The sequence below is a fragment of the Paenibacillus monticola genome (assembly GCF_009664975.1).
Taxonomy (GTDB): domain Bacteria; phylum Bacillota; class Bacilli; order Paenibacillales; family Paenibacillaceae; genus Paenibacillus_AQ; species Paenibacillus_AQ monticola.
This window is the reverse complement of the sequence record NZ_WJXB01000004.1, coordinates 158,776-173,096: the sequence shown is the minus strand read 5'-3', so window position 1 is coordinate 173,096 and position 14,321 is coordinate 158,776. Positions and strand designations below refer to the sequence as shown.

General features: G+C 43.3%; 15 protein-coding genes. 7 read left to right on the top strand and 8 right to left on the bottom strand.

The window, feature by feature from the left end; genetic code table 11:
* Nucleotides 1–143 precede the first annotated feature (143 nt).
* The gene (gene infC / locus GJB61_RS13465; protein WP_338115805.1) at nucleotides 144–662 is read left to right on the top strand and encodes a translation initiation factor IF-3; all 519 of its coding nucleotides are present in this window, start codon (nucleotides 144–146) and stop codon (nucleotides 660–662) included.
* A gap of 164 nt (nucleotides 663–826) precedes the next feature.
* Here the strand turns inward: infC and GJB61_RS13460 are convergent, their stop codons facing one another.
* From GJB61_RS13460 to GJB61_RS13445, 4 genes are all read right to left on the bottom strand, one after another.
* A complete protein-coding gene (locus GJB61_RS13460; protein WP_338115804.1) occupies nucleotides 827–1,705 on the bottom strand; it encodes an SMI1/KNR4 family protein in 879 nt (292 codons plus the stop codon).
* A 156-nt stretch (nucleotides 1,706–1,861) separates the two neighbouring features.
* Nucleotides 1,862–3,058 carry a glycosyltransferase family 8 protein gene (locus GJB61_RS13455; RefSeq protein WP_154119022.1) on the bottom strand — a complete coding sequence of 399 codons (1,197 nt, stop codon included), beginning with the start codon at nucleotides 3,056–3,058 and terminating at the stop codon, nucleotides 1,862–1,864.
* A gap of 119 nt (nucleotides 3,059–3,177) precedes the next feature.
* Entirely contained in the window at nucleotides 3,178–4,215 is a 1,038-nt protein-coding gene (locus GJB61_RS13450; protein WP_154119021.1) for a sugar phosphate nucleotidyltransferase, read from the bottom strand.
* A 156-nt stretch (nucleotides 4,216–4,371) separates the two neighbouring features.
* A complete protein-coding gene (locus tag GJB61_RS13445; RefSeq protein ID WP_267490812.1) occupies nucleotides 4,372–5,652 on the bottom strand; it encodes an ATP-binding protein in 1,281 nt (426 codons plus the stop codon).
* A gap of 142 nt (nucleotides 5,653–5,794) precedes the next feature.
* Between GJB61_RS13445 and GJB61_RS13440 the strand changes: the two genes are divergently transcribed.
* From GJB61_RS13440 to GJB61_RS13430, 3 genes are read left to right on the top strand one after another with little or no spacing between them, the layout of a single operon-like run.
* The gene (locus tag GJB61_RS13440; RefSeq protein ID WP_154119019.1) at nucleotides 5,795–6,874 is read left to right on the top strand and encodes an ATP-binding protein; all 1,080 of its coding nucleotides are present in this window, start codon (nucleotides 5,795–5,797) and stop codon (nucleotides 6,872–6,874) included.
* 31 nt (nucleotides 6,875–6,905) lie between these two features.
* Nucleotides 6,906–7,238, top strand: a complete 333-nt coding sequence (locus GJB61_RS13435; protein WP_420819747.1) for a methyltransferase type 12 — start codon at nucleotides 6,906–6,908, stop codon at nucleotides 7,236–7,238.
* Between the two features lie 21 nt (nucleotides 7,239–7,259).
* On the top strand, nucleotides 7,260–8,111 hold the full coding sequence (locus GJB61_RS13430; protein ID WP_154119018.1) for a leucine-rich repeat domain-containing protein: 852 nt from the start codon (nucleotides 7,260–7,262) through the stop codon (nucleotides 8,109–8,111).
* 21 nt (nucleotides 8,112–8,132) lie between these two features.
* On the opposite strand, the gene GJB61_RS13425 is transcribed toward GJB61_RS13430, so the two are convergent.
* The 4 genes from GJB61_RS13425 to GJB61_RS13410 all read right to left on the bottom strand — a co-directional run bounded on the left by GJB61_RS13425 (nucleotide 8,133) and on the right by GJB61_RS13410 (nucleotide 11,615).
* Nucleotides 8,133–8,924, bottom strand: a complete 792-nt coding sequence (locus tag GJB61_RS13425; RefSeq protein ID WP_154119017.1) for a hypothetical protein — start codon at nucleotides 8,922–8,924, stop codon at nucleotides 8,133–8,135.
* 144 nt (nucleotides 8,925–9,068) lie between these two features.
* A complete protein-coding gene (locus tag GJB61_RS13420) occupies nucleotides 9,069–9,917 on the bottom strand; it encodes a hypothetical protein (protein ID WP_154119016.1) in 849 nt (282 codons plus the stop codon).
* A gap of 115 nt (nucleotides 9,918–10,032) precedes the next feature.
* Nucleotides 10,033–10,611, bottom strand: coding sequence for a sigma-70 family RNA polymerase sigma factor (locus tag GJB61_RS13415; RefSeq protein ID WP_154119015.1), 579 nt, complete (start codon nucleotides 10,609–10,611; stop codon nucleotides 10,033–10,035).
* A 140-nt stretch (nucleotides 10,612–10,751) separates the two neighbouring features.
* Entirely contained in the window at nucleotides 10,752–11,615 is an 864-nt protein-coding gene (locus GJB61_RS13410; protein WP_420819750.1) for a copper amine oxidase N-terminal domain-containing protein, read from the bottom strand.
* A 354-nt stretch (nucleotides 11,616–11,969) separates the two neighbouring features.
* Here GJB61_RS13410 and GJB61_RS13405 point away from each other — a divergent pair, with 354 nt between their 5' ends.
* The 3 genes from GJB61_RS13405 to GJB61_RS13395 are packed head-to-tail and all read left to right on the top strand — an operon-like array spanning nucleotide 11,970 to nucleotide 14,314.
* The gene (locus GJB61_RS13405) at nucleotides 11,970–12,584 is read left to right on the top strand and encodes a TetR/AcrR family transcriptional regulator (protein ID WP_338115802.1); all 615 of its coding nucleotides are present in this window, start codon (nucleotides 11,970–11,972) and stop codon (nucleotides 12,582–12,584) included.
* A gap of 60 nt (nucleotides 12,585–12,644) precedes the next feature.
* Nucleotides 12,645–13,568, top strand: coding sequence for an ABC transporter ATP-binding protein (locus GJB61_RS13400; protein ID WP_154119012.1), 924 nt, complete (start codon nucleotides 12,645–12,647; stop codon nucleotides 13,566–13,568).
* Nucleotides 13,565–14,314 carry an ABC transporter permease gene (locus tag GJB61_RS13395; RefSeq protein WP_154119011.1) on the top strand — a complete coding sequence of 250 codons (750 nt, stop codon included), beginning with the start codon at nucleotides 13,565–13,567 and terminating at the stop codon, nucleotides 14,312–14,314. The genes GJB61_RS13400 and GJB61_RS13395 overlap by 4 nt, the downstream gene beginning before the upstream one ends.
* The last annotated feature ends 7 nt before the right edge of the window (nucleotides 14,315–14,321 follow it).

The window sequence follows — 14,321 nt, the reverse complement described above, 5'->3', positions numbered from 1 at the left end:
TGTATTTTTATCATAAATCCTTTTTATAGTGTTATCTGGACATCTTAAAGGTGCTATCCGGACATTTGAACCAATCATTGAACCGCACTCAGGTTCCGTATATGATACATTCATCATGTTCTTTAAGGGGAGGCAACGAATACGTGGCAGTATTAATCAATGAGCAAATCAAAGCATCCGAGGTGGTGTTAACCGGACTTAAAGGTGAGAAGCTCGGCATCGTCTCCAGAGCAGAAGCTCTGGCTATGGCTAGAGCTGTTGGCGTGGACTTGGTCTGCACTTCGCTGATGAGCAGTCCTCCACCCTGCAGCCTGGTTGCCAAGGGCAAAGGAAAAGCAATAGCGCAGAAGGAAGCGGCAGTGCACAAGACAGGTGCAGGCCAGGCTAATAAGGGAGGCGGCGGCAAGGAGAAGCTCAAGGAGCTTCGCTTCACCGCTCATATCGAGGAGCATGATTACGACACAAAGCTCCGTCAGGCGGACAAGCATCTTCGCTCTGGCAAACCGGTACAATTGGTCGTGACCTCATCCGGCGCCAAAGACGGGCTCGCCGCCAAGGCGGTGCTGGAGCGGCTGCTCACCGATCTGAAGGAAGCCGGAGTGAAAGATACGGGCATTCAGTCGGGCGGTAAAGGTTCGCAGGTGAAAGTAAATCCACGCTGAGTGGTAGCGATGTTCTGCATATGCAGCCTTATTGCGGCATACAAAAAAGAAACGGGTGCTGTCCTTTATATGGACGTCACCCGCTTTTTCGAGAAATATAAGGATAAGTTATCATGTGAAACATATAAAATCTTATCCTATTCTTAATAGAGAACTTCCACTTATTAAGCCTTACTCACCAGTCCGCGAATAAAGGTCTCATAGTTTTTTGCCAACTTTGTAATCTTGTGATTCTTCTCTTGACCTACATGAACAACTTCAGGTTCGCCGTCATTTCCAGAAGAACGGTAATCCAGCATCACTACACCATGGTCTGCAGAAGAACAATCACAAATAACCACGCCAATTTCAGGGTAACCCCCAGTTTCAATCACAACCCGGCTACCAGAAGCTCCGCACAGCGAATTTTTCTTGTCTCGTCCAATTCCCCGGATACCCGAAATCGAAATATAATCTTCTGCACCTGTAGGGTAAGATGTATTTTGAGGAATACCCCCATTATGTAACTTCATCATGGCCACATAGAAAGCCGGCAATTTGAAGACCAGTTCTTCTTCCACGGACTCAATCAGCTCAGCTGTAGGCGGCTCAGAAACATATTCCTCTAATGCATACTCGCTGTCATCCCAAAAGTTGGAGAAATCGAATGCTCGCAAAGCTTCTTTAGCAGGTTTCTTAGTGGTTCTCTTAGCGGTTTTACGCCGAATCCATTCCAGAAACTCCAAGGTATCCTCATCTTCGGGGTCCATTTCATCTGTGATTTTAAATTCTCTTAAGGCCTCATCATATTGCTCCAGATAATAATAGGAAACCCCAACTCGGTAATGCCACAGCGGATCCTCCTTGCCCTCTTCTGCAATGGTCATAAACTGTTGAAGTGCCTCTTCGTAATTCCCGAGATTATTGAACGCTCTACCTAAATGACTAATCAGTACATAATCTCTGTCCTCCGGAGGAATCTCCATTATTGCATCTACGATTTCTTGATATTCATCTTCTTCATGCCACAAATCCAGTTGTTCCATAAGATCATCACTCATCATTTCTGCCTCCTTAGTACACTACCTCTAATACCTAATAGAAATTATACCATTTCCCACCTAAGCCAAGCGAACAACGCTTTGGCCAAGTTTACCGGACTACCTTTAACCGTGAACGATCCACCCAGATTACCGGGCGGATCGCTCACCATTGACTCTTTATGAGGTACGCTTCAAATGGGATGTGCTTCTTTTGGAGAGTACCCTTTTTATCACATGTTTGTGCTTTCTTCTGACTGGATGCAGTTTCTTCTTCGTCGAATGCATTACTCTTTTCTTCTTCATCTGGCGACGCTTGATCAGTTTCACCCGCTTGATGGAACGGTATTTGGCGCGGATCATTCTTTTTCTACTCAATCTAAGTCTTATTAACCGCAACCGTAGTCGCAACGATCTGCGGCGTCTCCGTCTGTGTGGCTTTACGGGAACGTTCTCTGGGGCTGGGGCTGCCACTTCAGGAGCTGGGATTTCAAGAACCGGAGTTTCCGGAGGCTGTATTTCTGCAGGCTGTATTTCTGGAGTGGGCGGCTCAGGCAGGCTGAAGGTTTGCTCCGGTTCAGACACTGGCTCTGGTGCTGCAAGTCCTCTAGCCCATGGGGTCATGGCGAGGTAATTATTGTACAGTGGTATATGGGGTGAATCTATATCCCACCATTTGCTATCTCCGGCGAAATGAACAATCTTATTCTCTAAATCAAGTTCGTTATGAGCGAATGTATTAAACCGCTGATCCATTTGCAAATAGTTGGAGCTGAAAACGGCATTCAGAACATCCTGATCCGGCATAGTCATTATTGGATAATTACGTAAGAAATCGAGCATTTCTCCATACCAGTTCTGTTTATTACGGATATTGTCCAGCTGAAACAGAATAACCCCTGAGTTAAAATACAGCTCCGCACTTAACCCAAGTGAGATAAAGTACTCCAGCAAATTTTGGCCTTGATCCAGTACTGCACCCAAATAGCGATCTCCCAGGTCGATGTTCCACAATTCATTAATATCCATATTGACCAAAATATCGCAGTCCAGATAAATAACCCTGTCTGCCTGAATAAATGTTGGGAGCAACAAACGGTACATACTAGCCATTGTCCAATAGTCAATTTTATGCACGCCAGCTGCAACTTCTTGCAGATCCCCAGGCACTGTAACATGATAAAAAAAGATATTGTGATGAAATACATCCACCAGTTGGGTGAGCTTTGACTTGTTTTCTTCGCTAAGAGAATCGTCATGCACAATGTGCACGTTGATCATTTGCTGGGTATTGGAAAAGATTGATGCAAGGACAACACCCGCATGCTCCGTATAGCTCCCGTCTTTATCATTAATCGTCAAAACCAGCTCAATCATTCTCGAAGTTCACCTACCCTTTAAAGTATACTTTTGCATAGCCGTCTGATGCATTAGACACTTTAAGTGTATGTTTAACCCAGAGACTGGATTGGACTATTCCCCAGTAGGCATCCATTTTATTTTGAATCGTTCGGCAAATCAGGATTGATTCTTGTAACTGTCGCACGATCACCCAGGATATGACGGGCAGGTTGCTCCTGGATTTCTTGTTCAGCTAGATGAACATGTGATCCAAATACACTTCCTTCTGCATGAACATGGGACAATCGCACCTGATCTGTCAAAATACTATTGGTTAGAATGCAATCTTCGACAACGCTATTCGGACCAATATACACATGAGGACCAATTACACTATTCGTTACGCGAGCGGTGAGATCAACCTTGACCGGAGGGATGCACTGTACGAAGTTAAGGCCGGATGGCATCGCAAAGTTCTTGGGATCATGATCCATCTTGTAACGATTCGCCTCAAGCCAGCGTTCATGGGTCCCGATATCAAAAAATGGTGCTGTCGTTACGCTGTACGCAACATGGCCACCCACAGAAATTAACATTTGAATTGCATCTGTTAGCTCGTATTCTCCGCGTGGGGAAGGCGTAAGTCTCTCAATGATCGACCAGATTGCCGCAGTCAAGGCGTACACGCCAACAATAGCCAAATCTGATTGGGGATAGCGGGGTTTCTCTTCGAGACTGACAATTTGCCCACCCTCGATAACGGCAACACCAAATTGACGAGGGTCTTTGACCCGCTGTAGCAGAATCGAAGCTTCCGATTGTTCTGCCTCTAGTGATTCAATCAATGGCTCGAGTTCACCCTCATACAAATTATCGCCAAGCATCAATACAAAAGGGGAATCCGCCATAAAATCCTTTGCACTTTTGACCGCATCCGCCAGACCTTTAGCTTCGTTTTGCAGCAGAAAGGTTAAAGAAGCGTTCCACTGTTCCCCATCTCCGATCGTTTCCCGGATCTCTCCTTGCGACGAGTTTACTACAATACCAATATCGGTAATTCCGGCCGCAACAAGTTTATTAATAATGGAGACAATAATATACTCCCCGTTAACGGGCAACATACACTTTGGTTTGGTATACGTCGAAGGCTGCAGTCTTGTTCCTCGGCCAGCACATAAGATTAATCCTTTCATAAACACACCCCCCTACTCATAAAATCAGCAATCTTCCGAACTCAGTGCAAATGAGCTCTTTATATTTTATGCACAAGCTATAAGGGAGCTTGGGTATATATTAAGCAACAAAGACCTATTAAACTATGATTCGGGAAGTATAGGTTCCATTCATATTTAAGTAGGAATTGTGATGAGGAAGGTGGTACCTTTGCCTTTTTCACTATTGACTTCAATGTTCCCTTTAACTTTATGAATTGTACTGTAGACCATAAGCATGCCAAGACCGGTTCCTTCTTCTTTGGTAGAATAGTACGGCTTACCTAGACGTGCTATTTCCTCTTTCGTCATTCCAACTCCAGTATCTTGGATACTGATGATAATATTTTGCTTACTTTCTGATATCTCAATGAACAGCGAACCGCCACCCTTTTCTTTCATCGCTTCAATACCGTTTTTATATAAATTAATTAAACACTGCTGGAGTTGGTTCCGATCATAGCTTTTATTTAACGAGTTATTGAAACTAAATATTACTTCTACTTTATGTATGGCGGCATAGGGCATGATGACATTCCTGGTATACTCAGACTCTTCCCTCATATTGGAATAAACCATATTCTCGGATTGTGGCTTGGCAAATAAAAGATAATCACTGACTATCTTTTCTGCTCGATTTAGTTCTTGCAGAGATAATTCTACATATCCTTTCTCTTCCAGCGATATATTCGTTGACTTATATAAAAGCTGCAGAAAACCGCTGGTCACGGTAAGTGGATTTCTTATTTCGTGTGACACACTAGCTGCTAGCTCACTGACGACATTTAATCTTTCCGATTGTAAAATTCGATCGCGATTCTTGATATTGGTAATGATCTGCTCTAATAAAATCATTATGATACTCGTCACCCCAACATAAGTCGTTAAGGCATCAAACGTGAGCAGCCAGAATTGTCTATCTAAGGAACCCATAATCCTACTTAAAATGATTAGGTAGAATCCCATCGTAAAAAAAGAAATAACAGTTGCCATTATGATTCGATTTTTAGAGTTAAGCTTCAAAAACCTTTTGCTATATAGAGGTACCAGAATGAATACAGCCGTTGAAAAAAGCAAGGATTGCATGGTTCCATCTCCACCTATATAGAAACGGTAGATATTTAATATTAAATATAACGAAACCACATTCTTATAGCCGCCAAATAGAGCTACGATAATAAACGGGACATATCTTAAATCAAAAATAAATCCAATTTCCAATTTGATGGGTTTGGCTATACATAGAATCATCGTCACTACGGAAAGTAATACAAGAATCTTTTTATTATAAGAAAAGGGCCTATTTTCAAAGAAAATTAGCACGATTAGAACTGGAAACAGTAAAAACAAAACATTTATGAGTAACGTTTCAATCAAGGGACATTTTCCTTTCGCCTCTATTACAAAAAGATGATCCATGTCAGGTTTTGGGCTTTAATATAGACATTACGCTAATCTAATATTATCTGTAAAGTTAAAACTGTTGACTATAAGGAATTACGTATTATAATAATTACGTAATACAATAACATGCAAAAGAAAAGGTTGGTGGTTTCCTTTTATGAGCCGTGACTTAAGCAGTGAGATTGACGCACTAAAGAAACAAATGGCTGAGCTTCATCAACTAGTCCAGCATATGGTTTTAGAACGAAAACCCGCAGCAAATCTGAACCTTGGAGATCCTCTTTACGAAGACTCAGTTATTAAGGACCCTGACTCCAGTTCTGTTTTCTATTCCGGTTACGTTCATCTAAACGGACAAGGACTAAGATGGGAGCCCCAAGAACGTCGGATACAACAATTGCTTGGACTGAATAGTGATAAAGTGGCAAAAGTTCTAGCTGCGCTTGGCAACAAGCAACGGTTAGACATTTTAAGGACTGTTCTTAATGAACCACTTACGGGGGCCGAGCTTGTGGACCGCTTAAACATGGGGACAACGGGTCAGCTTTATCACCATCTTAAGGCATTGATCGGAGCCAATTTATTAGTGCAAGAACCTGGAGGACGGTATGGCTTCCCCATGCATCGATGCCTCCCGTTTCTTCTGCTATTAGCTGCGGCTGGTGACCTACTAGATACAAGTGATTATATGGACATGATGGAAACAAGGAATAACGCAGGGGTTTATTTCGGAACATCACAAGACTTCGATGTCCACCACCTGCTGTGGGCGGTTGTTGAGAATTCAATCCTTGAGCACCAAGCGGGATTTTGTAGTGAAATAGACCTGTTCCTACACGATGATGGGAGCGTGACCGTAACTGATAATGGCAGAGGTATTCCAGTTGAAGCACTTGTTCAATCCATTCTGACCGATATCAATCGGTTTAGCAGTAGTGCTCAATTCCAAGTTCCTGGGGCTGAGAGAGGGATTAGCATTGCAGTGGTTAATGCCCTATCACAAAAGCTGACCGTTGAAATTCGTCGTGATGGCAAGATTTATCGTCAAGAGTACAGACAAGGTATCCCGCAATCCGGATTAATGACCGTTGGCATATCGAATGAAACCGGAACAAGTGTTACTTTCAAGTCGGATGCCGAGTTGTTTGGAGTAGGTTTTGATCGTACTAAACTGGATCTACGTAAAAATGAACTTTTAACGGCTTATCCAAATCTCTCCATCCATATTCATGATTAAATAACATCGATTATAGGGAGGAATAGACTCTATGACTGCTGAAACTATTCATAATACGGAAGATATTCGTAGAATTAGCTTCTTTGATATCGTGAACAAAGGTTTGAAACCGGGGGGATACTTCGGTCTAGTGTGCTTTGCCTTAGGCAGCATGGGTGCAGATATGACCGATTGGGAGGTATATCGGCAACGAAGCCTTAAGGATGGATTAGGTTATACTGAGGACAAAATCAAAGCCATCTTTAAGGATTTTGAGATCATTGAGTTCAGACGTATGCACCAAATGGAACAACCCAACCCGTTATTCGGTGAATCTTTTTTGTGGACAGCGTTATTCAGGAAAAAAGAGTGTTCCGATGATTGAATATCAAAGGAGAGGAATTTCATGAGGTATAATTTTGACGGAAAAGGACTATTAGAAACACCGGAGGTTGTATTAGAAAGCAAAGAGCTCATAGAGCTAAGTCTCTATAACAACCGTATTAAAGAGATCCCCAAGAAACTGTTCTTTCATGAGGAATTAGAAGTATTAAATTATGCGGGTAATGATATTGAAATAGTGCCGGATGAGATCGAACGTTTAATCCACTTAAGAATGCTAGATTTAGGACACAATAAGTTGAAGGAATTGCCTGCAGCGATTGGAAAGCTACAGGGATTGGATTCCTTTTTATACCTCAGTAATAATCAGTTTGAACATCTTCCGGAGCAGCTTTGTGCTCTTCAGCAACTACAATATTTAAATGTAACGGATAATAAACTAAAAAAGCTGCCGCTCGATATAGGTAAAATGAACAGACTTATTGAATTGCGATTATATAATAATCAACTTGAAAGCTTGCCCGATTCGATAACGGAGATAATAGGGTTAAGAGAACTGCATCTCTATGGTAACCAATTCATAGGGCTGCCGGAAAATCTGGGAGCTTTGCAAGAAATCCGAGTCATAGATATAAGTGATAATCAATTAAGCGGCCTTCCTACATCCATTGGTAAATTAAAAAAGTTAAGACGGCTAACCCTTAGAAAGAATAAATTAAAGGAACTCCCTGAAGAAATAGGCGGGTTAGAGAATCTCATTGAACTGGATTTGAGAGATAACCAGTTAGTGGAGATTCCAACTTCCATTCTAAACCTTGAACGTTTGGAGAAACTCGATCTGCGATGGAACCACAACCTGAAAGTAACTAGAACCTTAGAGTTATTAGAGCAAAAGGGATGTATTGTTTATAGATAATGGAACGTAAAAGGGTTACTGTTAATCACCGATTACCAGAAATTTCGAGAAGGTGGACACATTCTTATTGGTAGAGTAGGTCTTAATATGATATTCAGCAGCGGGAAGATCCTTATTGTTCGTCATGTAAGCGACAAGATTATTGAATTTCTTCTCGGTTGCTGCTGAATCAGAGGCTTGATCCATTTTGATAAATACTTGTGGCAGCCCCCCGAGTCCATACGTATCTATTAGATAAGTGTATTCGTCTGGATTATTGAACTTTCCAGCATTATAGTCTGCAGTTATTGCTCGCATCATTTGCTCTAGTTCCTCTTCATCCTCAATATAGATAGATGCCTTGGACTGAACCATCACTCTATCTAAATAGATACCTTTATCATAATTCAGTAGTTCATCCAGCTCATTGTGGAACTTTGTCTGAAAGACATAAGACATCAGAAAGTTACCTAGATAACCTAATCCATTGGGGTTACCATAAATATCTACACTCTTTATGCCAATTTCCCCAGCTTCTGTTTCCCCAATATCCACGATAGCGTTAAATTTAAATTCAGGGATTCCTATTGTTTTTACTGGAACAACCAGTTTAGTACTATCCACGGAAGGGAGCGCAGGTCCGCGACCGAACTCCATTTCTGCCATCATAGGGTTGAGTTCTAGATCGTACATTTCCGCTCCCTTGGAGACAATCAATTCTTTAATTTCGTCTTGCACAACTTCATTGTTCTTAAATCTTTTGGCTTCGGGATTGGCACATCCGCTAATGATTAGTATTGAAATAATTATAACAATCCATGATTTCATATTCATAGTTGCTCTCCATTCTATGACTTCACACCACTACGTCCAGTCTATCATATACTTTGAGGCAGCATTGTTTGATTGTGTTGGAGACCTATTTCGATATAGAACAGACCGCAGCCTTTTACAGCTGCGGTCTGTTCTATTGAATGCTTATAACAAGCTTTTTGCTGCTTCAATCAATTGTTCTTTGGTCAGCTTCGTAGAATCGGTCTGTACATGATAGATAACCGACTTGCCTCTGCTTTCTTTGAGCCACATCACATCTTGATGAATATTGCTCTGCCCGAACAGCGATTGATCGTCCAACATATAATGTGCTGTTAAGCCGCTTAGATTAATCTCCTCGAAGGTAGTGTTGGGTGGAGCTACTTGGAACATCTTAAGATCAGGGTTACCGTTGGCAATTTGCCAAGTTAAATAGATCGTGTCATTATCCGCATTACGATATACGGAAGTATAGGGGACAACAGGTTCATCTTTGGATAGATCCGCCTTTCGCCACAATAACTCACTTCCTGTCTTCTTGTTTTCAGCTTTCATCTCATCGAGAAGCCGGTAACCATCCAGACCAAAACTAAATTGGTATGGCGAGTTTTCCATGCCCTCCACGAAGTTGAATGTTCCAAGAATGGATTCGGGAAGCTTCTCCTCAATGCTGTGTTGTTGCAATGTCGCTTTCCAATCCTCTAACGGGAGAGGAATCGGTTTATTGATGCCAAAGACAAGCGGTGTTCCTGCAACCTGTATGTCATAATCTTGGAGAAATACGACTGCTGTATCTCCGGGGTTCAATTGTGCTTTAACTTCCTCTAGCGAACCGCGAATCTTCTCTATATCGCCTTGCTCAAAGTGCAACTCCTGCGCTGTTTGATAGTTGATAGAGAACGTATCCGTTTTATCTTCGAATAGGAGCTTGCTCCCTGCATAGCTGAATCCGCAAATCAGGACAAATATGATGGCGATAAATACAAATTTCGGCATTTTTCTTGTTCTAGGCATGAATGGTTTTCCCCTTTGTTGCATCACCTGCTGCCTGTATTCCACCGCAATTCGAGTATCCAGGTCGGAAGGACACTTCCGGGAATCTTGTTCGAACGCCGCTATTAGTTGCTGCTCAATAGACAAAGCCATCCCCCTCCTTTCGCAAACCCTGTTGATCAAATCGGCGGCGTAAATGCTTAAGTGCATGATGATGTCTGGATTTTACGGTACCTAACGGAATCTTCAACAATTCGGCAATGTCCTCCAAAGTGCAATCCTGGTAGTAGCGAAGGACGATGACCTCCTTGAATTTGAGCGGTAGCGTCTGCAGGATTGGAAGCAAGTCCAATCGGTCGCTCAGCGCCGTCAACCGTAACTCTGCCGCTGGATCGGACGATTTGGTGGTGCTGAGCTTCAGCTTTTCCGTGATACGAAAAAAGCGCCACTCCTTCCGCTTCCAGTTCCGCACTTGTCTGACAATCAAACCGCTAAACCATGAAGCAAAATTTTGTTCCGAATCGTACGTATTCAGACTTCTGAACAGTTCCAAATACACTTCGCTCATGATATCGCCAATATCTTCTTTGTTCGGAGCAAGATAGCTGATTAATCTGTAAGCATGATCGCGCGTTGCTTCGTAAACGACTTGGAATGCTTGTTCATCACCCTGGCTCATCCGGATAAGCCACGGGGTTAAGTCTAAGTCCTTCATAATGGCCGGCCTCCATTCGGGTCTTACAACAGATATTGGCTCGATCTGCCAATAAGGTTCACATTCTAGAATTATTAAAATGGCGACCCAAGTAGGGTCGCCATTTCATGTAAGCTATTCATTCACTATTTCCACAAAACTTAATTAGACTCAATCAGGCCAGCCGTCTTTAAATCTTCGATGTTCAGATACATCGTGCCTTTATACTTTTTGATATGTATATCGCTTAATGTAAAATCGCCTTTTTGTGCTTTTTTATACTCATCTGTCAAAACGATATTATACCTAACAATATTTATTCCCACATATTTGCCTATGCTAAGAATATTGGAATTACTATTGCCAAGATTGCTGATGTTTTCTATTTCTGAGAGCATAGCTAAAGAAATCCAGCCTTCGCTCATCAGTGGAGGCAACGTTTCCTTGTTTCCGGCTGCAGTTACATAATTGGCGTCAAAATAATTGGGATATCCCTTATAGCCGGGTTCTTTGGCTTGCTCCTGTGTTGGTGGTACTCCAACAACACGGATTTTGGGAGCGTTGGCGGTGAACTCCTTAATGGCATCCATCTCGGCTAATTCTTTTTGCTGATTCATGTCCTTCAAGGCGTCGGGACCGAATAAGACGGTTCCATTAGCATTGAATAAGATAGGAATCTCATCAATGGTATAAGAGGCACCTTTAAAGGACGGGCTGTTAATTTGTATCACATCTGCTGCCGCCGAATAATAGACGGCGTTTCCCGTGGCTTCCCCAACGATTCGAATCGGAATTAACGTTGTGCCATTCTGGGAGAAAGGCGCTGCTTGCAGTGCTTTTCTCTGTCCATTAACGTATGCTGTTTTGCTGCCAATCGTAAACATTATCTTCAAATCGCCTTTGGTACCCGTGACTTGTTGCAGTTTTGCATCATAGCCGATATTCATTTTCAGCTTCTCGAACAATTCCCGGAAAGGGACGAACGATACCCCGCTCTTGCTCACGGATCTCGAATTCAACGGCACCCCGTCCACAAAAATATGGGACCCCTTAGAAGCTGCGGATGCGGGAGCGGGAATAAGAACTACACTACATACCAAAACACATATTATTGCTAGAATCGACAACCTTCTCAACAAAGAACGCCCCCATTATTTCATTTTATTTCCATCATCCTCATCTTACTACGAAAATGGCTATTTTCAAAAATTCAAGTGTGACTTGCAATAATTCCTCTGCTTCGTTACTTCTACTTGACTTCTCTTCAATATCGCAATATAATTCAACCAACTAGTTAGTTTTAAGTAAAGGAAGTGGAAATAATAGAGCCCACAGAGAGTAAAAAAAGTTCGCGAACCTACGATGCCGCCCGAACCAAAGTGATTATCCTTGATGCTGCTGAGGAGATGTTTGCTGAGCTTGGTTATTCGGCGGCACGAATTGATGGAATTGCGAAGGCATCCGGGTACAATAAAAGTATGATCTATCAATATTTTGGCGACAAGTTGGGACTTTATACAGAAGTCATCAAACGAGCTGACCAAATCAGTGAACAGGCGACAGGATCGACAATTACTGATTTCATGAAGAATGACAATCTTGTAAAAGATCCTATAGTATTCCGGTTATTCCTGGAAAAAATCACAAAAGAAATATATGAGTTTCTTCTGGAGCACCCGCGCCATCTGAAGATTCTTTTTTGGGAGGCTGCGGAAGACTGGAAGACTTGGAATCAAATCACATACCGTCCTGATGATATCACCCAACTATATGAGCTCGCCGCAGCCGCTAAGAAGAATGGAATCATCCGGCAGGATTTTGATCCGGCAATGTTTCCAATACTGATTCTGAATATGACCACAGCGACTATTCAGGCTTTCTCCCGGTATGGGAATGTGCTGGGTAAGCTGGACTCACCACAGATAAGAGAACAAACCATTGAGCAGATTTCAAAATTCATAATTCATGGTGTCATGGAGCCGTCTTTACTTTAAAAGATGGTTTTTATTTTCACAAAATATAAACAACTAGTTAGATTTAAAGGAGATGGGTAGATGAATGCGATTATTCGGACAGAAGGTCTAACTAAACATTTTCGGAACAATCCAGCGGTTGACGGCCTCTCACTGCATGTTAACAAAGGAGAGATCTACGGGTTCCTGGGACTGAACGGGGCAGGCAAAACCACAACCATACGAATGCTGCTAGGCATGATCCGACCCGACTCCGGTTCTTCTTATTTGTTCGGACAACGTGTGGATGCCGGCAGTCATAAGCTGTGGGCAGATGTAGGATACATGGTGGAAACACCCTACTCCTATCCTGAGCTGACCGTTCTGGAGAATCTGGAGATCATCCGCCGTTTGCGGGGCATCCCTGATCGCGATGCCATCGATACGGTAATGGATAAGCTTCAGCTTACCCCCTACCGGGACCGTAAAGCCGGGAATTTGTCACTTGGCAACGGGCAGCGGCTGGGTTTGGCCAAGGCGCTGCTACATAATCCGAAAGTGCTGATTCTGGATGAGCCTACCAATGGACTAGATCCGGCAGGAATTGTTGAGGTCCGACAGCTGCTCCTCGAGCTTGCTGCCAATCACGGTGTGACGATTTTTATCTCCAGTCATATTCTGGGCGAGGTCGCGAGGCTGACGACGCGGATTGGAATTGTTCACCGTGGCAAGCTGCTGCAGGAAACAGATGTAAAAAATTTGCAGCATTTACTCCAAAAACGTCTGCTTGTACAGACCCGGAATCCTGAAGCTGCGCGGTTAAAGCTGATTCAGGAAGGCTATCAGGTGAAGATGTCCGCGGATGGGCTGCTGCTCTCTGAGGATCACTCGATAGCGAATCCAGACCGAATCGCCAAGCTGCTGGTGAATGCGCATATGCCGCCAATCCAGCTTACCGTCCAGGAAGAGGATCTGGAGACCTATTTTCTTAGAATGATTGAAATCGAGGGAGGAAGCAAAGGATGAACCCATTTTCAACTGCAATATGGACAGAAAGCCTGAAAATTCGCCGCTCCAAACTACTCTGGATTTCATTACTCGCCAGCACACTGCTGCCGGTCATGCTCGGACTCACCTTTTCCGGCTTAATTGGCTCCCAGAACGCTATTGAGGGGGAAACCGATGTGCCCGGTTTCATGAATCACCTTGGTACTGCTGTTTCGATCGGGGGATTGATCGGATTTGGTTTTGTGTATAGCTGGATTTTTGGCCGGGAATATTCCGACCGCACGATCAAGGATTTGCTGGCACTTCCGCTGTCCCGTTACGGAGTGGCAGCCGCTAAATTGATCGTTGCCACCGTTTGGTGCGCGGTACTGGCAGTGCTTATGTTCGCTGTAGGAGGGTTAACTGCCTGGTTCGTCCACTTGGATGGCTGGAGTCTTGAGACCATTGTTCAAAGCTTTACAGCGTATGCAAGGCTCGCTCTTATGGTTATCTGTTTATGCATACCCGTAGCCTGGATGGCCAGTGTTGGGCGTGGTTATCTCTCCCCTCTAGGATTTGTCGTACTTACCATGGTAGTTGCTAATCTCAGCGGGAGCATGGGTATCGCTGAATATATTCCATGGGCAGTTCCCGCTCTTCTCGCCGTCGGTTCCGGAGACGAAAGCATCCATTTGCAAGCGTTTAGCCTTACGCTTCCTTATTTGACTGGATGCATTGGTTTTATAGGCACACTTGCCTGGTGGCGTTATGCTGACCAAACCTAAGGATGCA

Coding starts and splice junctions, on each gene's coding strand:
- GJB61_RS13460 (WP_338115804.1), bottom strand. CDS start 1,705: ATGATGAGTGATGATCTTATGGAACAACTGGATTTGTGGCATGAAGAA.
- GJB61_RS13455 (WP_154119022.1), bottom strand. CDS start 3,058: ATGATTGAGCTGGTTTTGACGATTAATGATAAAGACGGGAGCTATACG.
- GJB61_RS13450 (WP_154119021.1), bottom strand. CDS start 4,215: ATGAAAGGATTAATCTTATGTGCTGGCCGAGGAACAAGACTGCAGCCT.
- GJB61_RS13445 (WP_267490812.1), bottom strand. CDS start 5,652: ATGGATCATCTTTTTGTAATAGAGGCGAAAGGAAAATGTCCCTTGATT.
- GJB61_RS13440 (WP_154119019.1), top strand. CDS start 5,795: ATGAGCCGTGACTTAAGCAGTGAGATTGACGCACTAAAGAAACAAATG.
- GJB61_RS13435 (WP_420819747.1), top strand. CDS start 6,906: ATGACTGCTGAAACTATTCATAATACGGAAGATATTCGTAGAATTAGC.
- GJB61_RS13430 (WP_154119018.1), top strand. CDS start 7,260: ATGAGGTATAATTTTGACGGAAAAGGACTATTAGAAACACCGGAGGTT.
- GJB61_RS13425 (WP_154119017.1), bottom strand. CDS start 8,924: ATGAATATGAAATCATGGATTGTTATAATTATTTCAATACTAATCATT.
- GJB61_RS13420 (WP_154119016.1), bottom strand. CDS start 9,917: ATGCCTAGAACAAGAAAAATGCCGAAATTTGTATTTATCGCCATCATA.
- GJB61_RS13415 (WP_154119015.1), bottom strand. CDS start 10,611: ATGAAGGACTTAGACTTAACCCCGTGGCTTATCCGGATGAGCCAGGGT.
- GJB61_RS13400 (WP_154119012.1), top strand. CDS start 12,645: ATGAATGCGATTATTCGGACAGAAGGTCTAACTAAACATTTTCGGAAC.
- GJB61_RS13395 (WP_154119011.1), top strand. CDS start 13,565: ATGAACCCATTTTCAACTGCAATATGGACAGAAAGCCTGAAAATTCGC.